Genomic DNA, 16,737 nt, shown 5'->3' on the forward strand with positions numbered 1-16,737 from the left:
GTCTCGTGTCAGCCGATGACGCGGAGGTTGCCTTGCTGATGACTGCTTTCGAGCGTTCCATTGCGGACACATTGAAACGAATGATATCGCTTGCCGACCACAGCCTCGACTGTGCTGTGGCGTCTCCGGTCGTCGGAGACGCCTCCGCCGAGCAGGTGGTCGCCGGGATCTGCGGTGTGTGGACGGCCCTGCGCCGGGTCCTGCGCCCGGAGGGCGCGGCGTTGCTCGTGTTCGGCGATCGCTGGGGTCGTGGCGGCCCGGGTTTGGCGTGGCGTGCCGCTCTCGAGCTGCAGAAGGAGCGGTGGTTGCTTCGAAACGCCCTCATCGGGCCCGTCACGAGCGGCGAGCCTGGGAACGGAATCGGATTCTTTTTCGCGCTGCGGTCGTCCTATCGCTTCGACATCGATGGTCTTCGCGTTAGGTACGGCACAAACCCCGGCGACGTCGTATCGGGTGGCGACGACATCATCTCTCGTTTCGCCGCGGCTGCTTGTCCTGGCGACGAGCCGGTGACGGAGCTGTTCGCCACCGGCTCGAGCCGGTGGGCGGCCGCGTGACGACTTTCTTCGACGACGGCCAGGTAGCGCTCCACGGCGGTGATGCCGCCGAGACGATCAGGAACTTGTCGCTGCGGTCCGTGGATTGCGTGGTGACCTCGCCGCCGTATTGGGGCTTGCGCGACTACCGGGTTGCCGGCCAAGCGGGCGCGGAGCCGACGGTCGAGCGGTACGTCGCGAGGCTTGCCTCGGTATTCGACGAGCTGGCTCCGGTGCTGGCTCGTGGGGGCTCCGTGTGGCTCAACCTCGGAGACAGCTACGGCGGCTCCTGGGGTCGATATGTGGCGGATGGCTCGAAAGCTCGTACCGCGGACGAGCGATCCCGCACCCGGTACGGGACGCACCGTCCGCCGCAGGCGTCGCACCGGGCAAAGGACCTCGTCGGTGTTCCCTGGCGGGTGGTGCTCCAGCTCCTGGACCGTGGTTGGTTGCTGGAGCGCGAGATCATCTGGCACAAGCCGAACGCCCGGCCCGAGAGCGTTCGGGACCGGTTCGCGCGCCGGTACGAGAACATCTTCGTGCTGACCCGAGACCGGCGAGACGTCACCGAGACTGGCGAGACGGCGGTGTGGAGTGTCTCGTCGGACCGCGGCCGGGTGGGCCATCCGGCCAAGGGAACCCTGGAGATCGCACGCCGCTGTGTACGGCTGGGCTGTCGTCCGGGTGGGACGGTTCTCGATCCGTTCTCGGGGAGCGGGACCACCGGGATCGCGGCGCGAGAGCACCGGTGCCGTTTCATCGGGATCGATCTCAACCCTGCTTGCCACGAGCTCGCACTGCGTCGATTGGGGTTGAGTGCATGACTGTCGAGGTGGGGCAAGCGATGACGCTGGCCGAGATAGCCGCCTTGCCGGCGGTGGTGGATTTGATGACAGCGGCGCGTGCCCTGGGAATCCGGCGCACGACGGCGTACGTCCTTGCCCGCGGTGACTCCTTTCCTTGCCCCGTCTTCCGGGCGGGTGCGTCCTACCGCGTGCCGACGTCGGGGTTGTTGCGATTGCTGGGACTGGCCACCTGATCCGGTGATCTTTCCCGGGCTCGGGCTTCCCCGAGTGGTAGTCGCAGCGCGAGTATCGGTCGGAGAGAAAGCCCCTGGTGGGTGCTTGACGAACGAGGGGAGAGGTCCTCAATGGCCGATGGGTCGGTCTACCGGCGGTGCTCGTGTCGGGACGAAGACAAGAAGTCGCTTGGCGACGGATGCCCGAAGCTGGCGAACAAGAGACACGGGCAGTGGTACTTCCGGATCGAGCTGCCCAAGGATGCGGCCGGCAATCGTCGGCCGCGGCGACGTGGTGGCTACGAGAGCGCGACCGAGGCCGAGAAAGGCCTGCAGCGGGTGCGAGACCTTCTCGGGATCGCCGAGGACGGCGACGAGGAGACGTCTCGCAAGATCGGAGACTTACTGGCGGGTTTGATCTCGCAGAAGGAGCCACTGCCCGAGACCGAGACCGTGCGCCGTCTCGTTCGCGCGGGATCGGCGGTGCTGGAGCAGCCGTTGATGGATGTGGTGTTCGACGAGTTCCTGGTGCGGAAGAAGCGCACGGTGAGCCGGAACATGTACCGTTCCTACGAGTCCCACGTTCGTCTCTACCTGCGGCCGCACCTGGCGAAGATCCGCCGCGACCGGCTGCGCGTAGGTCACCTGGATTCGATGTTCGAGGCGATCGTGGAGCGCAACGAGCTGATCGCCGAGTACCGGGCGAGCGGCGACCCAGGGAAGATCGCGGCGGTGAAGTGGCAGCGGCCAGTCGGCCCGACCTCGCTGCACCGGATCAAGGAGACGCTGCGTGCGGTCCTCCGGCCTGCCGTGGACCAGGGCCTGCTGACCCACAACGTCGCGAAGCTGGTCGAGTTGCCGCCGGCCGTGCGGCCGAAGCCGAAGCTGTGGACCCCAGAGCGGATCGTGAAGTGGCGGCGCACCGGCGAGGTGCCGTACCCGGTGATGGTGTGGACCGGCGACCTCACCGGGGCGTTCCTGGATTCCGCGGTGAACCACCGGCTGTACCCGCTGTTCCACCTGATCGCCCACACCGGCCTGCGCCGAGGCGAAGGCTGCGGCCAGCGTCGCTCGGACACCTACCTGGACGCGGCGTCACTGGAAGTGGCGAACCAGATCGTCCAGTACGGATGGGAGACCGGCCAGTGCAAGCCCAAGACCCCATCATCGGAGGGAATCGTCGCCCTCGACCCGAACACCGTGCTGGTGCTGCGGGCCCACCTGGCTCGTCAGGACCAGGCGAAGGCCCGGCTCGGCGACGATTGGGTGGATCACGACTTGCTCTTCACCGAGCCCGACGGCAGCCCGCTGCACCCGGCCGACGTCGCCGACGAGTTCGCCCGGCTGATCAAGCGGGCCGACTTGCCCCCGATCACGCTCCACGGTCTCCGTCATGGCGCCGCGACGCTAGCTCTTGGGGCTGGGGTGGACATGAAGACGATCCAGCACATGCTTCGGCACTCGTCGATCAAGGTGACGATGGACCTCTACACCAACGTTGGCGAGGAAGTGGCTGCGGATGCGGCCCGAAAGCTGGCTGGAGCGATCCCGCGGCGGGCGTTGCACCTGGACTGCGCTCTCGGGCTCCCCTCGGGCTCGCAGGAGACCACAAAGGACAGAGAGGAAGCGGACGAAACGCGTCCAGATACCACAAAACCCCAGGCCGAAGAGAATCAGACCTGGGGTGATGGGGGTGCGCCATCAGGGACTCGAACCCCGAACCCGCTGGTTAAGAGCCAGCTGCTCTGCCAATTGAGCTAATGGCGCCGGTGTCTGCCGGAGGTTTCCCTCGGCGACGTGGAAAAGATTAGCACCCGGTTCAGAGCCCGTTTCACGGGGGGTCCCCAACCCGGGTTCGGGCGTTGCCGCACCCCTGTCCGGGCTGGTCGGGCACACTGTAGTCGGACATCGACGGCGAAACAGGCAGGTGGGCATGACGAGTTCGGGGGTGCGGCTGCTCTTGGCCGCGGGGGTGATCGGCCTCACGGTGGCCGGCTGCAGCACTAGCCCTTCGAGTGAACCGCCGGCGTCCTCTCGAAGCGAAACGCCTGCCCCGGGGAAGCCGGCCGCGCTCACGCTGACCCCCGCCAAGGACGCTAAGGACGTCGCGCCCGCGGAGCCCGTCAGCGTTGCCGTTGCCGATGGGACGGTCGGGGCCGTGACGCTCACCGGGGCCGACGGCAAGGTCGTCGCCGGGACGGCGCGTGCCGATGGCTCCGGGTGGGACTCCGCCGAGCCGCTCGGTTACAACAAGACCTACAAGCTGACCGCGACCGCCACCGGCACCGACGGCAAGCCCGTGACGCAGGAGTCGTCCTTCAGCACCGTCAAGCCCGCGCGCCAGCTGGGTGTCTCGGTGAACCTCGACGAAGGCGAGACCGTCGGCGTCGGGATGCCGCTGATCTTCACCTTCAGCGGGAACGTCGCGGACAAGGCCGCCGCCGAAAAGGCGCTCAAGGTCACCGCCGAGCCGGCCACCGAAGGCGCTTTCCGCTGGTCCGGCGACAAGCAGGTGACCTGGCGGCCGAGGGACTACTGGAAGAGCGGCACCAAGATCAAGATCGACGCTGCCGTCTACGGCAAGGCGCTCGGCAAGGGCAGCTACGGCCGCGAAGACAAGACGATCACCGCCGCGGTCGGTGACAAGCTCGTCGCGGTCGCCGACGGCCAGACCCACCAGATGACCGTCTCGATCAACGACAAGGAGGTCAAGACCATGCCGACCTCCATGGGCAAGCCCGGCCACAACACCCCGGCCGGCACCTACACCGTCATGAGCGAGCACACCGGCTACACCATGAACTCCGCCACTTACGGCGTCCCCGAGGACGCGCCCGGGGGGTACAGCACCTTCGTGCAGTACGCGGTGCGCCTGTCCTACAGCGGCATCTTCTACCACTCCGCGCCGTGGTCGGTGCGGCAGCAGGGCCACAGCAACGTCAGCCACGGCTGCCTCAACCTCTCGACCGACAACACGAAGTGGCTGATGGACACGTCCAAGAAGGGCGACATCGTGACCGTCCGGAACAGCGGCGGCCCGAAGCTCGAGCCCACCGACGGCTGGAGCGTCTGGCAGCTGTCCTGGGACGAGTGGCGGACGGCGGCCAACTAACCCGAGTCGCGAACCAGCTGCCGTGCCTCGGCCTCCGTCGCGACCGACGGGCCCGAGCCCCACAGCGGCTGGTTCGCCGTCTCGCGGCTGAAGTACACCGCGACGGCGCCGATCACGCCGGCCGCCATCATGTACCAGGCGGGCCAGAAGTCGTGCTTGGTCGAGGAGATCAGCGCCTGCATCACCAGCGGCGTCGTGCCGCCGAACAGCGATACCGAGATGTTGAACGCGATCGACAGCGCGCCGTAGCGGATCGCCGTCGGGAAGAGCGCCGGCAGCGCCGCGGGCATCGACACCTCGAAGCAGAGCAACAGCAGGCCGAGGCCCATCAGGCCGAGGAAGGTGAGCACCAGGCCGCCGTCGTGCACCAGCAGCATGAGCGGCCACGAGAAGACGACGAACCCGATGCAGCCGGCCATCATGACGGGCTTGCGGCCGACGAGATCGGTGATCCGCCCGCCGACGAGGATGATCAGCATCATCACGACCATGACGACGATGATCAGCAGCAGACCGTGGGTGGCGTCGAGGTGCAGCTGCTCGGACAGGTACGTCGGCATGTACGACAGCAGCATGTAGTCGGTGACGTTGAACACGAGCACCAGGCCGACGCAGATCAGCAGCGCGGGCCAGTACTCGGTGAACATCTTCCAGAACGGCTCGCCGGCCCGGCCGCGCTTCTCCACCTCCTCGGCGTGCTTCTGGAACGCGGGGGTCTCCTCGAGCTTGAGCCGCAGGTAGAGGCCGATGATCCCGAGCGGCCCGGCGACCAGGAACGGGATCCGCCAGCCCCAGTCGAGCAGCGTCTCGTGCGGGACCCACGCCTTCATGCCGGTGACGACCGACGCGCCGAGCACGTACCCGGACAGCGTCCCGAACTCGAGCCAGGACCCCATGAACCCGCGCCGTTTGTCCGGCGAGTACTCGGCGATGAACGTGGTGGCGCCGCCGTATTCGCCGCCGGTGGAGAAGCCCTGCACCATCCGCGCGACCACGAGCAGGATCGGCGACCAGATGCCGATGCTCGAGTAGGACGGGATCAGCCCGATGCAGAGCGTCCCGATGGCCATCATGATCATCGTGACGGCGAGGACCTTCTGCCGTCCGATCCGGTCGCCGAGGGGTCCGAAGACCAGCCCGCCGAGGGGGCGCATGAGGAACGCGGCGGTGAAGGCCCCGAAGGTCCCGATCAGCCGCACACCAGGTGACACGGTGGTCGGGAAGAAGACCTCGGCGATGGTGTCGGCGATGTAGGCGTAGACGCCGAAGTCGAACCACTCCATGGCGTTGCCGAGCGCGGCGGCCCCCACCGCGCGCTTGAGCAACGACCGGTCGACGACGGTGATGTCCTCGTACCGCAGCTTCTTCTTCCGCCTGAGTTTCGGTCCTGAACGTGCCACCAGGACACGGTGCACCCGCATTCGGCGGCTCGCACGCTGAGCCATCCGGACGTGAGGGTTGCCACCGGCGGCGGAACGCAAAAAACCCCAGCTCGGACCGAAGATCCAAACTGGGGGTTGATGGGGTGAGCGACGGGTTTCGAACCCGCGACCTCCTGGACCACAACCAGGTGCTCTACCAGCTGAGCTACGCCCACCATCGCCAAGGGGATCCACTTGCGATCACCTTGCTGTCAGCAATCGTAGCGGGTGCCCTCAAGCGGATTGCAGGGGGTTACCTCTGGTGCTGTTCCTGCACTTCAGCGGCCGCGGCCTTGGCTTCGTCGCTGGTCGGGCCGGGTTGGGGCACGAACGCGACGCGCCGGTAGTAGTCGAGTTCGCCGATGGATTCCCGGATGTCGGCGAGCGCCCGGTGGGCGAGGCCCTTCTCCGGCTTGGCGTAGTAGATCCGCGGGTACCAGCGGCGGACGAGCTCCTTGACGGAGGAGACGTCGACCATCCGGTAGTGCAGGTGGGCATCGAGGGCCGGCATGTCGCGAGCGATGAAGCCGCGGTCGGTGGCGATCGAGTTGCCGGCGAGCGGTGCGGTGCCCGACTCGGGGACGTGCTCGCGGATGTACTCGAGGACGCGGCGTTCGGCTTCTTCGAGGGTCACGGTCGAGCGCCGGACCTCTTCGGTGAGGCCGGAGTGGGCGTGCATCTCGCGGACGACGTCGGGCATGCCGGCGAGTTTTTCCTCGTCGGCGTGGATGACGATGTCGACTCCGTCGCCGAGCACGTTCAGCTCCGCGTCGGTGACGAGGGCGGCGATTTCGATCAACGCTTCCTTGCCGAGGTCGAGCCCCGTCATCTCGCAGTCGATCCAGACTAGGCGGTCGGTCACCTGGTGACCCTAACCCGACACGGGGATATGAGCGGCGTTACCTGTGCGTACGGCGCGTTACGCTCCGAGTGTGGTGCAGGACACACGATCGGGGAGCTGCGAGTGACCGAACAGGGGTCGCCGGCGAGTGAGATCGCCGCCGGTTATGCGAGTGAGGGTGCCGCGCTGGAGCTGGGCGCGGTGGTGATCGACGGCCAGGTCGACGCCGCGGCCGCGGTGCGGCTGCCGTTGGCGACGCTGAACCGGCACGGCCTGGTGGCCGGCGCGACCGGGACGGGCAAGACGAAGACGTTGCAGCTGGTCGCAGAGCAGCTGTCGGCAGCCGGCGTGCCGGTGGTGCTCGCCGACGTGAAGGGCGACCTGTCCGGGCTGGCCGCGGCCGGCGAGGCGAACGACAAGGTCGTGAAACGCTCGCAGGAGCTGGGCGACGACTGGGCCGGCGCGGCGTTCCCCGTGCAGTTCCTGTCGCTGGGGACCGGTGGGAAGGGCTCGCCGATCCGCGCGACGATCACGAGCTTCGGGCCGGTGCTGCTGTCGAAGGTGCTCGGGCTGAACGAGACGCAGGAGTCGACGCTCGGGCTGATCTTCCACTGGGCCGACCAGCGCGGTCTCGCGCTGCTGGACACCAAGGACCTCCGGTCGGTGATCACGCACCTGACCAGCGACGAGGGCAAGGCGGACCTGAAGGGCATCGGCGGGGTCTCGGCCGCGACGGCCGGCGTGATCCTGCGTTCGCTGTCCAACTTGGAGGCTCAGGGCGGCGAGGACTTCTTCGGCGAGCCCGAGCTGGACGTCCACGACCTGATGCGCGCCCGCGACGGCAAGGGCGTCGTCACGCTGCTGGAGCTGGACAACCTGCAGTCGAAGCCGGCGCTGTTCTCGACGTTCCTGATGTGGTTGCTCGCCGAGCTGTTCGAGGAGCTGCCGGAGGAAGGCGACCTCGACAAGCCGAAGCTCGTGTTCTTCTTCGACGAGGCGCACCTGCTGTTCAACGACGCGTCGAAGGCGTTCCTCGAGCGCATCGAGCAGACCGTGAAGCTGATCCGCTCGAAGGGCGTCGGTGTGTTCTTCTGCACGCAGCTGCCCACGGACATCCCGAACAACGTGCTTTCGCAGCTCGGCGCGCGGATCCAGCACGCGCTGCGGGCGTTCACCCCGGACAACCAGGCGGCGCTGGCCAAGACCGTGAAGACCTACCCGAAGACGAAGTTCTACGAGCTCGACACGGCGTTGACGTCGCTGGGCATCGGCGAAGCGATCGTCACGGTGCTGTCGGAGCGGGGCGCACCGACGCCGGTGGCGTGGACGCGGCTGCGGGCGCCGCGGTCGAAGATGGGCGCGATCGGCGACGAGGCCGTCGCCGCTTCGGTTTCTTCGTCCGACCTGCACGCGAAGTACGCCGAGACGATCGACCGGGAGTCCGCCTACGAGAAGCTGGCGGCCAAGGTCGCCGACGCGCCCGCCCCTGCGCCCGACGCTCCGGCCGCGCCGGCTCCGGCTCCCGACAAGGACGAGCCGGGGTTCATCGAGTCGGCGATGAAGAACCCGGCCGTGAAGTCGTTCATGAGGTCCGCGGCGAGCGCGTTGGGCCGGGAGATCACACGTGGGCTGTTCGGCAACCGGAGGCGCTGACAAACCTGACGCAACCTGTCAGGTATGGCTGCCAAGCTGGCTCCACCAACGAGACAGGGGAAAGCCATGACCAGCACCGCGACCGCGTCGTTCGTCCTCGACAAGTGGGAGCCGCAGGCGACCGACGAGGCCGGCGGCACCGAGTTCGCCCGGGTGGCCATCGCCAAGACGTTCACCGGGGCGGTCGAGGGGACCAGCACCGTCGAGCTGCTCTCGGCGTCCAACGCGACTTCGCGCGCGTACGTCGCCTTCGAACGTCTCGAGGTCTCGGTCGACGGCCGCAAGGGCGGCTTCGTCCTGCACCACACCGCCGACGACTCGGGCCTGACGCTCAAGATCCTCACCGGCTCGGGCTTCGGCGAGCTGGCCGGGATCTCCGGCACGGCGAACATCGAAATGGACGCCGAGCAAAACCACACGCTGATCCTCAGTTACGACCTGTAGACGGCGTGAAGGCCGTTTCGAGAGCCCCCGATTGACTCTCGAAACGGCCTTCACGGTGTCCACCGCTCCCCGAAAGCGGGTGGACCAGGATGGACCGCCCCGACCACGGCCCATCGCGTCCTAGTTCTTCACGATCTGGTCGACGATCTTCTTGGCGTCGTTGATCGGGATGGCGAAGCCGATCCCGACGCTGCCCGCCGAGCCGTTGGCCGAGGCCGTCGGGCTGTAGAGGGCGGAGTTGATGCCGATGACGTTGCCCTGGGCGTCGACCAGCGCGCCGCCGGAGTTGCCCTGGTTGATCGAGGCGTCGGTCTGGATCGCGGTGTAGCTGGGCGAGCTCTCGGACTGGTTCGACGTGCGGCTGAAGGGCGACTGCTGTTGCTGCTGGCCCTGGCCGATGTCGGACAGGTTCCGGTTGAGCGCGCTGACGATGCCGGTGGTGACGGTGTTCTGCAGGCCGCCCGGCGAGCCGATCGCGATCACCTGCTGGCCGACGACCAGCTTGCTCGAGTCGCCCAGCGTCGCCGCGGTCAAGCCGCTGGCGTTCTGGGCCTGGACCACGGCGATGTCCGCCTTGGTGTCCGCGCCGACCACGCTGGCCTGGTACTTCTTGCCATCGGACGTTGTGATCACGACGTTCTGGGCACCGTCCACGACGTGCGCGTTCGTCAGGATCCGGCCATTCGAGGTGAGGATGACGCCGGAACCGATGGCCTCGCCTTGGCCGGTGGTCACGTTGATCTGGACGACGCTGGGCGTCACCTTCGCCGCGACGCCGCTGACGTCGCCGGAAGCCGTCGAGTTCGCGACCGTCTGGCCGCTCGCGGCCGGCGTGCTGACCGACGTCGTCGTGCCGTCGGCCGAGTTCGTGGTGAGCCCGACGATCGCTGCGCCGCCGACGCCGCCGACCAGCGCGGCGCCGAGGGCGGTCGCGCTGACGATCATCGCGACGCGGCCGCCCTTGCGCGGCTTGGTCTTCAGCGCCGTGGGCGCTTGCCCCGCCGGGGGCTGGTGCGTGAACAGAGGGTTCGGCGCGGCCTGGTGCTGGTAGCCGTAGTGCGGCGGCTGCTGCGCGAACGGCCCGTACTGCTGGGTGCTCTGGTGCGGCTGGTGCCCACCGGGTGAGGCGGGGCCGGGCCGACTCTCGTTCTCGGTCATGGCACTAGATTCGCGCCCGCGCTTGTGAGCAACCTGTGGAAATACCTCAGGCTTTGCTGAGAAGAATCAGCTGAGAAAACTCAGGTGATTCTCAGGCGTCAGGCGAAGAACGACGGTACGTCCAACGCTCCTCCCGCCGCCTCGAACTCGTCGTGCACCGCTTGCCGCAGCTCGGCGTCGCCGAGGTAGTCGGCGGCGGTCAGGGCCAGGCCCAGCGCGCCGTCCCGGACGCCGGCGTCACCGGTCTCCGAACCGGCCGCGGCCGCGAACTCCTTGGTGTGCAACGCGACCGTCGGCCCCGAAACGGCGAGCATCGGGTGCAGCGCGGGCATCCGGTAGGACAGGTTGCCCAGGTCTGTCGAGCCGGTGAGCGACTCCGGCACGATGCCCGGCGGGAGGGGCTTGCGGCCGGTGCCCGCCTGGTTGACCGACCAGCGCCCGGCGAGCGCGGTGTTGAACCGGATCGGCAGGTAGGCGGCTTGGGCGTCCCAGATCAGCTCGACCCCGCAGCCGGTCATCGCCGCCGCGCCTTCGGCGATCGACGTCATGCGGGCGGCGAGGTCGCGCAGGGTGTCGGGGGATTGGGAGCGCAGGTAGAACAGCAGCGCCGCGCGCGCCGGGATGACGTTCGGCCGCGCGCCGCCGTCGGTGAACACGCCGTGGACGCGGTCGCTCTGCGGGAGTTGCTGGCGCAGCGCGGAAACGCCTTGGTAGGCCGCGACGGCGGCGTCGAGCGCGTTGCGGCCCATGAACGGCTGCGCGCTCGCGTGGGCGCCGACGCCGTGGAAGACCATTTCCAGCTGGCGGCGGCCGAGGAACGGGTGCAGCGCGATGTCGTGGCTGAACGGGTGCAGCATGATCACGGCGTCGACGTCGTCGAACACGCCCGCACGGGCGAGGATCTCCTTGCCACCCCCGCCTTCTTCGGCCGGCGTGCCGATCAGGCTGACGCGGCCGCCGAGCCGCTCGGCGACGGTGGCGGCGCCGAGGAAGCCGCCCGCGGCGGTGGTGCAGATGACGTTGTGACCGCACGCGTGGCCGAGCCCGGGCAGCGCGTCGTACTCGGCGAGGACGGCGATGTGCGGGCCGTCTCGCTCCGGGGTGCTGACACGCAACGCCGTGTCGAGCCCGCCGACGCCGACGGTCGCTTCGTGGCCGTGGCGCTTCAGGAGGTCCGCCAGGGCTTGCACCGACCGGTGCTCGGCGAACCCTTCCTCGGGATGGGCGTGCAGATCTTGGCTCAACGCCACCAGATCAGGTGAACTGCGCTCGACGGCGGCGGTCACTTCGGCCCGCGTCGCCTCGTCCGCGCCGGTGTGCGGCGAGGACAGCGGTTCGGCGGCCGCGACGGCGTCGGCGGTGGCCTCGACCAGGGAACGCAGGTAGCTGTCGTCGGGCGGGACGGGCTCGTGGTGGGTCATGGGGCGATGCTAACCGGCGCTACCGACAATCCGCGGTGCTCAGCTCAGCCGGCCCGCCACGATCTGCGCGACGCCCGCGTACCGCTCGGTGATCCCGGTGAAGCCGCGGGCGCGCAGGGCCGCCGCGATCTCGCCGCGGTCGAACATCCGCTGCCCGCTCAGGATCCCGCCGATGGATTCCGCGACTCGCGCGGGTTGCCAGCCGCGCCGGGCGCTGGTGAGCAGCACGATCCGGCCACCGGGCTTCAGCACGCGCGTGAAGGAGTCCAACGCGGTCTCGGGCTCGGCGAACATGTGGAGGGCGGCGAAGCAGCAGACGCCGTCCACAGTGGACTCATTGAGCGGGAGGTGCACGGCGTCCGCGCGCAGGTAGGCGACGGAGTCCGGGCCGCCCTCGGCGACGGCTTTGTCGAGCATCGTGCGGGCGCCGTCGAGGCCGACGGCGAGTCCATTCGGGCCGACGGCCGTGCCGAACGCGCGGATGAACCGACCGGTTCCGCAAGCGACGTCGAGCGCGGTTTCGCCGGGCTGCAGGGCGAGGAGCTTCGTCGCGAGCCGTACTTCGCCCGCCATGCTCGGGCCGAGCGGGCCCTTGAGCGCGCGCCCGAGCGCGGGGCGCCAGTACCGCTCGTAGACCTGCGGCAGGAGGGTGGTGCGCATCAAGCGTTGGGTGAGTCCGGTCGGCGGACCGGCTTGGGACGCGGTGCCCAGCAGGTCGAGGTAGCCGCCGCTGGTCTGCGCGGGCGTTTCGAGCAGGGCTTCGAGGCGTTCGGTGGCGGTCTTCGTCGGCATGGGACTCCTCTCGGATACCGGCAGTATGTCAAATCTGCTGCACTCGATCGAGTGAACACTGCGCGGGCTCAGGCGTTCGAGCCCCGGAATTGTCGGTGCCCCGGCCTAGCGTCGCAGGCGAGGTCCCGATCCGAGGAGGAGAGATGACGATTTCCATGCTGGCCAACGAGATCACGGTGCAGGGCGAGTTCGACCTGGCCGCGGCGGCGAGGTTCTTGACCGGCTTCGCGCCGGCTGGGCAGCCGGACGCGGAACCCGGCGCGCTCCGGGTGGCGTTCCCGCTCGACGGCGAGTGGACACCGGTGGGAGCGGTGCTGCGCCAGAGATCGCCGGGCGAGGTGGCGGTCGAGGTGCACGGCCCGCCGTCGTCGGCGGAAGCGGTGGTGACGCAGGTGCGGAGGATGTGCTCACTGGACGTCGACGGCACCGGCTTCGGCGAGGTAGCCGACCGCGACCCGGTGGTGTCCCTGCTGCAGGGGCTGCACCCGGGGTTGCGCCCGGTGCTGTTCGCGTCCCCGTACGAAGCGGCGTGCTGGGCGGTGCTGAGTCACCGCATCTGGATGACGCAGGCGGTCCGCTTGCGCCGTCGCCTGGCCGAGCGCCACGGAACGGAGGTCGAGGTCGGCGGCAGCGTCCTGACGTCGTTCCCGGCGCCGGCGGTGCTGGCGAAGCTGGAGTACCTGCCGGGCCTGTCGGGCGCGAAGATGCAGCGCTTGCGAGCGATCGCGGAAGCGGCCGCCGACGGCCTCCTCGACGCGGCATCCCTGCGCTCGATGCCGGCGGACGAGGCGCTGAAACAGCTGCAAGTCCTGCCGGGAGTGGGCAGGTTCAGCGCGGAGCTGATCTTGATCCGCGGAGCCGGTCACCCGGACGTGTTCCCGAGAGCAGAAACGCGCCTGCACGAGATCATGCGCGAGGCGTACCACCTCCCGGACGCGGGAGTGGAGGAGCTGACGGACATCGCCGAGGCGTGGGCGCCGTTCCGGAGCTGGGCGTCGTTCCTGTTCAGGGTGGAGGGAGAGGCCCGGCTGAGGGAGTCCCGATGAGCGGCCGCCCCGCCCGGCGGCGCTGAATCACGGAGCTGCCCGGCCGGGTCCCTCGGTGGCCGGGCCGGCGTCGGCGGGCTCGAGTCGGTCGAGTGGGCTGCGACCGAGTGTGGCCGCCGGCCTGTGCCTGCCCGTCGGCTGGGTGCCTCGGTGGCCGGGACGGCGTCGGCAGGCTTGAGTCGGTCGAGTGGGCTGCGACCGAGTGTGGCCGCCGGCCTGCGCCCGTCCGTCGGCTGGGTGCCTGGGCGACCGGGCAGGCGTCGGCAGGTTCGAGCCGGTCGAGTGGGCCGCGACCCAGTGCGGCTACCGGCCTGCGGCCGCCTGCCGGCTGGGTGCCTTGGTGGCCGGGCAGGCGTCGGCAGGTTCGAGTCGGTCGAGTGGGCGGCGACCGAGTGCGGCTACCGGCCTGCGCCCGCCCGCTGGCTGGGTGCCTCGGTGGCCGGGCCGTCGTCGGCGGGCTCGAGCCGGTCGAGTCGGCTGCGACCCAGTGCGGCCACCGGCCTGCGCTCGCCTGCAGCCTGCGCTCGCCAGGGCGGCGGCTCACCGGCGGCGAGGGGTCCCGAGCCCCGCGCTCCGGGTCCGCGAGGGCCGCCGCTCAGTCGCCGGGGAGCCGAGCCCGCCGTCCGCGCACCGCGGAAACCCGTCGCGCCAACCAACCCCGAGGAAGGAGACCGGAACGACCCCTTACCCGAAGCCGCGGAACCGCCAGCCGTGGGGACTCACAGTAGCCAGATGTCGCCTGTGGTGAGGTGTTCGGGTGAGCTCGCCCGTTCAACTCGCGCTCGGTGACCCGGCCCGCGCCGGTGCTGCCCTCCGTGCGGTCGCCACCACTCCGTCGCTGCTCGAGCAGGCCCAGACACCTGCCGTGATCACGCTGGTCGCCGGTGGGGTGGCGCTGCTGGTCGTGCTTGTCGGCGGCAGGCTGTGGCGGACGGCGCGCAACGGCGTCACCATCGTGCACGAGGCCGGCCACGCGCTGGCCGCCGTGCTGGTCGGGCGGCGGCTGCAGGGCATCAAGCTGCACTCGGACACCTCGGGCGTCACCGTCTCGCGCGGTAAGCCCGAAGGGCCGGGCATGGCCTTCACCGCGCTGGCCGGGTACATGGCGCCGTCCGTGCTGGGGCTGCTGTTCGCGAGCCTGCTGGGCGCCGACCTGGTCGGCACGGTCCTCGTCCTGATCGCGCTGCTGCTGCTCGGCGTACTGGTGATGGTGCGCAACGCCTACGGGGTGTTCACCGTGGTCGTCAGCGCCCTCGTGCTCGCGCTGGTGGCGTTCGTCGCGCCGGTCGAGGTGCAGGCTCCGTTCAGCTACCTCGTGACGTGGTTCCTGCTGTTCGGCGGTGTGCGGCCGGTGGTCGAGCTGCAGGTCAAGCGGCGGCGCGGCCAGGCCCGCGACTCCGACGCCGACCAGCTGGGCCGGCTCACGGCGGTGCCGCCGGTGCTGTGGGTGCTGGTCTTCGCCGTCGCGACGATCAGCTGCCTGATCGCCGGTGGGCTGTGGCTACTGGAGCCCGTGGCCGCCTAGCCACGCCCATGCGGCAAACTGGTCTCTCGCTGGTCCGCGCGGAGGGAGACGAACGATGGACGAGGTCGCCAAGGCCGTGGAGGAGTGCGCACGGGCGGCGAAGCTGGCCGCGCCGTCGCTCGCCGCCGCTTCCGCCGAAGCCGTCGACGCCGCGCTGACCGGGATGGCGGAGCGGCTGCTCGCGCACCGCGACGAGATCCTCGACGCGAACCAGGCCGACGTCGAGCGCGCGAAGGCCGACGGGATGAGCGCCGGTCTGCTCGACCGGCTCACCATCACCCCGGAACGCCTGACCGGCATGGCCGAGCAGCTGCGGCTGCTCGCCGGCGCCCCGCACCAGGAGCGCTCGGTCGACGTGTCCACGCTGGACGGCGGGCTGAAGCTGGTCGAGCGGCGACGCCCGGTCGGCGTCATCGGCGCGAACTACGAGGCGCGGCCGAACGTGACCGTCGACGTGGCGTCCCAGCTGGTCAAGTCGCGCAACGCGGGCGTGCTGCGCACCGGCTCGGCCGCGCTCGGCTCGGCGCAGCGGCTGCGCGAGGTCGTCATCGCCCCGGCGCTGACCGAGGCGGGCATCGACGCCGACTGCGTCCAGCTGGTGCCGCGGGTGGAGCGCGAGGCGGCGTCCGCGCTGGTGCGGCTGCCGAACCTGGTCCCGCTGGTGATCCTGCGCGGCAGCGGCGACAGCACCCGGGCGCTGGCCACCGAGGCGGCCGTCCACGGCGTGCGCACGCTGGCCCACGCCGATGGCGGCGGCGTCCTGTACGTCGACCGCGGCGCGGACGCCGAAAAGGTGCGTGACCTCGTCTTCGCGAGCCTCGACCGGCTGGGTGTGTGCAACCGGCTGAACCTGCTGCTGATCCACGAGGGCATCCACGACGAGGTCTGGCCCGGCATCGCCGACGCGCTGGCCGAGCGCGGGGTCACGCCGTCGCTGGCCCCGCACGAGCACGCGATCGGCTACGAGTGGGCGCTGGACTCCGACCGCGAGGCGACGGTGACGGTGGCCAAGGTCGGCGCGCTCGCGGACGCGGTCGAGATCGCCAACGAGCGGACATCGGGCCTGGCGGCGGGCATCGCGACCGAGGACACCTCGGCCGCCGACGCGTTCTTCGACGGCTACACCGGCACGGGCGTGTTCTGGAACGCCCCGACCCGCCTCCTCGACGGCTTCAAGCTGCTCGCGGTCCCGGAAACCGGCATCAACCTGGACAAGGTCCCGGGGCCCCGCGGCCCGGTGACGTACACGGACCTGTACGTCCGCCAGTACGCGGTCCTGCCCGCCTGACCCGAGCGCTGGGCGCGGGGCCGGCGGCCTGCAGGGTCGGCGGCCCGGCGACTTGGTGGTGGAGGTGGCTTGGCTCGGCCGACGCCTCTCGGCCGGACCGCCCAAAGGGACCCACGGCTGGCGACCCGTGGCCGGCCAGTCGCGGGCGATCCCGGCGGCCGGCTACCCAGGTTGCGTGAGCTGGCGCCGCGAACGCCGCCCCCGGGCTAGATCGTCGGCCCCATGCTTGCCAGCCGGCGGAGTTCCTTCACCGTGTCCGCCGTGTTCGTCACCAGCTCCGTTCCCTCTCCTACCTCCCCCGCGTAGCGGTAGATCGCCGTCGGGCCGTCGCTGATTGCTATGGCCGCCACCAGGCGCCCCTCCGGGTCTCGGGTGAGTCCGGTCGTCACCGACACCTCCCGGCCGACCGTGTCGACCGTGGTCAGCGTCCGCTCCTTGTACCAGCCTCGCGTTGTCATGTTCAGAAAGCTCCGGGGGATGGG

The 16,737-nt window shown here is 69.8% G+C and carries 16 protein-coding genes, 2 tRNA genes and 1 pseudogene; 10 read left to right on the plus strand and 9 right to left on the minus strand.

Going from position 1 to position 16,737, the window contains the following annotated elements; genetic code table 11:
• Positions 1–38: 38 nt before the first annotated feature.
• Genes ACZ7OH_RS27150 through ACZ7OH_RS27160 form a run of 3 tightly spaced genes read left to right on the plus strand, consistent with a single transcriptional unit; the run spans position 39 to position 1,575 of the window.
• Positions 39–557 (plus strand): hypothetical protein, encoded by a 519-nt coding sequence (locus tag ACZ7OH_RS27150; protein WP_470283367.1) that lies wholly within the window; start codon positions 39–41, stop codon positions 555–557.
• Positions 554–1,360, plus strand: a complete 807-nt coding sequence (locus ACZ7OH_RS27155) for a DNA-methyltransferase (RefSeq protein ID WP_470283368.1) — start codon at positions 554–556, stop codon at positions 1,358–1,360. Before ACZ7OH_RS27150 ends, ACZ7OH_RS27155 begins: the two co-directional genes overlap by 4 nt.
• Positions 1,357–1,575 carry a DNA-binding protein gene (locus tag ACZ7OH_RS27160; RefSeq protein ID WP_470283369.1) on the plus strand — a complete coding sequence of 73 codons (219 nt, stop codon included), beginning with the start codon at positions 1,357–1,359 and terminating at the stop codon, positions 1,573–1,575. Before ACZ7OH_RS27155 ends, ACZ7OH_RS27160 begins: the two co-directional genes overlap by 4 nt.
• Before the next feature lie 620 nt (positions 1,576–2,195).
• Here the strand turns inward: ACZ7OH_RS27160 and ACZ7OH_RS27165 are convergent.
• Positions 2,196–2,522 (minus strand): hypothetical protein, encoded by a 327-nt coding sequence (locus ACZ7OH_RS27165; RefSeq protein ID WP_470283370.1) that lies wholly within the window; start codon positions 2,520–2,522, stop codon positions 2,196–2,198.
• Here ACZ7OH_RS27165 and ACZ7OH_RS27170 point away from each other — a divergent pair.
• Positions 2,500–2,994: pseudogene (locus tag ACZ7OH_RS27170) on the plus strand (site-specific integrase); the annotation flags it as partial. The gene ACZ7OH_RS27165 and the pseudogene ACZ7OH_RS27170 sit on opposite strands and share 23 nt — an antisense overlap.
• Positions 2,995–3,248: 254 nt before the next feature.
• Here the strand turns inward: ACZ7OH_RS27170 and ACZ7OH_RS27175 are convergent.
• Positions 3,249–3,321: transfer RNA gene (locus ACZ7OH_RS27175), tRNA-Lys, on the minus strand.
• Positions 3,322–3,487: 166 nt separating this feature from the next.
• On the opposite strand from ACZ7OH_RS27175, the gene ACZ7OH_RS27180 reads away from it, so the two are divergent.
• Entirely contained in the window at positions 3,488–4,666 is a 1,179-nt protein-coding gene (locus ACZ7OH_RS27180) for a L,D-transpeptidase (RefSeq protein WP_470283371.1), read from the plus strand.
• Here ACZ7OH_RS27180 and proP read toward each other — a convergent pair.
• The 3 genes from proP to orn form a co-directional block, all read right to left on the minus strand.
• Entirely contained in the window at positions 4,663–6,066 is a 1,404-nt protein-coding gene (gene proP / locus ACZ7OH_RS27185; RefSeq protein WP_470283372.1) for a glycine betaine/L-proline transporter ProP, read from the minus strand. The two genes, ACZ7OH_RS27180 and proP, sit on opposite strands and share 4 nt — an antisense overlap.
• Before the next feature lie 121 nt (positions 6,067–6,187).
• Positions 6,188–6,263: transfer RNA gene (locus ACZ7OH_RS27190), tRNA-His, on the minus strand.
• 77 nt (positions 6,264–6,340) lie between these two features.
• Positions 6,341–6,949: an oligoribonuclease gene (gene orn, locus ACZ7OH_RS27195; RefSeq protein ID WP_400908325.1), complete on the minus strand. Its 609-nt coding sequence runs from the start codon at positions 6,947–6,949 to the stop codon at positions 6,341–6,343.
• Between the two features lie 102 nt (positions 6,950–7,051).
• On the opposite strand from orn, the gene ACZ7OH_RS27200 reads away from it, so the two are divergent.
• Both ACZ7OH_RS27200 and ACZ7OH_RS27205 read left to right on the plus strand, forming a co-directional pair.
• Positions 7,052–8,581 (plus strand): helicase HerA-like domain-containing protein, encoded by a 1,530-nt coding sequence (locus ACZ7OH_RS27200; RefSeq protein ID WP_470283373.1) that lies wholly within the window; start codon positions 7,052–7,054, stop codon positions 8,579–8,581.
• A gap of 66 nt (positions 8,582–8,647) precedes the next feature.
• A complete protein-coding gene (locus ACZ7OH_RS27205; RefSeq protein ID WP_470283374.1) occupies positions 8,648–9,025 on the plus strand; it encodes a DUF3224 domain-containing protein in 378 nt (125 codons plus the stop codon).
• Between the two features lie 120 nt (positions 9,026–9,145).
• Here ACZ7OH_RS27205 and ACZ7OH_RS27210 read toward each other — a convergent pair whose 3' ends face one another.
• From ACZ7OH_RS27210 to ACZ7OH_RS27220, 3 genes are all read right to left on the minus strand, one after another.
• On the minus strand, positions 9,146–10,183 hold the full coding sequence (locus ACZ7OH_RS27210) for a S1C family serine protease (protein WP_470283375.1): 1,038 nt from the start codon (positions 10,181–10,183) through the stop codon (positions 9,146–9,148).
• Positions 10,184–10,281: 98 nt separating this feature from the next.
• Positions 10,282–11,604 carry a M20 family metallopeptidase gene (locus ACZ7OH_RS27215; protein ID WP_470283376.1) on the minus strand — a complete coding sequence of 441 codons (1,323 nt, stop codon included), beginning with the start codon at positions 11,602–11,604 and terminating at the stop codon, positions 10,282–10,284.
• Between the two features lie 39 nt (positions 11,605–11,643).
• The gene (locus ACZ7OH_RS27220; RefSeq protein WP_470283377.1) at positions 11,644–12,396 is read right to left on the minus strand and encodes a methyltransferase domain-containing protein; all 753 of its coding nucleotides are present in this window, start codon (positions 12,394–12,396) and stop codon (positions 11,644–11,646) included.
• Between the two features lie 143 nt (positions 12,397–12,539).
• Here ACZ7OH_RS27220 and ACZ7OH_RS27225 point away from each other — a divergent pair, with 143 nt between their 5' ends.
• The 3 genes from ACZ7OH_RS27225 to ACZ7OH_RS27235 all read left to right on the plus strand — a co-directional run bounded on the left by ACZ7OH_RS27225 (position 12,540) and on the right by ACZ7OH_RS27235 (position 16,255).
• Complete coding sequence (locus ACZ7OH_RS27225) at positions 12,540–13,442, plus strand: DNA-3-methyladenine glycosylase family protein (protein WP_470283378.1); 903 nt, start codon at positions 12,540–12,542, stop codon at positions 13,440–13,442.
• A gap of 757 nt (positions 13,443–14,199) precedes the next feature.
• Entirely contained in the window at positions 14,200–14,967 is a 768-nt protein-coding gene (locus ACZ7OH_RS27230) for a M50 family metallopeptidase (RefSeq protein ID WP_470283379.1), read from the plus strand.
• 55 nt (positions 14,968–15,022) lie between these two features.
• The gene (locus ACZ7OH_RS27235; protein WP_400908302.1) at positions 15,023–16,255 is read left to right on the plus strand and encodes an aldehyde dehydrogenase family protein; all 1,233 of its coding nucleotides are present in this window, start codon (positions 15,023–15,025) and stop codon (positions 16,253–16,255) included.
• A gap of 206 nt (positions 16,256–16,461) precedes the next feature.
• Here the strand turns inward: ACZ7OH_RS27235 and ACZ7OH_RS27240 are convergent, their stop codons facing one another.
• Complete coding sequence (locus ACZ7OH_RS27240; protein WP_400908299.1) at positions 16,462–16,713, minus strand: hypothetical protein; 252 nt, start codon at positions 16,711–16,713, stop codon at positions 16,462–16,464.
• Positions 16,714–16,737: the final 24 nt, after the last annotated feature.

The sequence above is a fragment of the Amycolatopsis sp. NPDC114478 genome (genome assembly GCF_055633805.1).

Coding starts and splice junctions, on each gene's coding strand:
- ACZ7OH_RS27150 (WP_470283367.1), top strand. CDS start 39: ATGACTGCTTTCGAGCGTTCCATTGCGGACACATTGAAACGAATGATA.
- ACZ7OH_RS27160 (WP_470283369.1), top strand. CDS start 1,357: ATGACTGTCGAGGTGGGGCAAGCGATGACGCTGGCCGAGATAGCCGCC.
- ACZ7OH_RS27180 (WP_470283371.1), top strand. CDS start 3,488: ATGACGAGTTCGGGGGTGCGGCTGCTCTTGGCCGCGGGGGTGATCGGC.
- ACZ7OH_RS27205 (WP_470283374.1), top strand. CDS start 8,648: ATGACCAGCACCGCGACCGCGTCGTTCGTCCTCGACAAGTGGGAGCCG.
- ACZ7OH_RS27210 (WP_470283375.1), bottom strand. CDS start 10,183: ATGACCGAGAACGAGAGTCGGCCCGGCCCCGCCTCACCCGGTGGGCAC.
- ACZ7OH_RS27215 (WP_470283376.1), bottom strand. CDS start 11,604: ATGACCCACCACGAGCCCGTCCCGCCCGACGACAGCTACCTGCGTTCC.
- ACZ7OH_RS27220 (WP_470283377.1), bottom strand. CDS start 12,396: ATGCCGACGAAGACCGCCACCGAACGCCTCGAAGCCCTGCTCGAAACG.
- ACZ7OH_RS27225 (WP_470283378.1), top strand. CDS start 12,540: ATGACGATTTCCATGCTGGCCAACGAGATCACGGTGCAGGGCGAGTTC.
- ACZ7OH_RS27235 (WP_400908302.1), top strand. CDS start 15,023: ATGGACGAGGTCGCCAAGGCCGTGGAGGAGTGCGCACGGGCGGCGAAG.
- ACZ7OH_RS27240 (WP_400908299.1), bottom strand. CDS start 16,713: ATGACAACGCGAGGCTGGTACAAGGAGCGGACGCTGACCACGGTCGAC.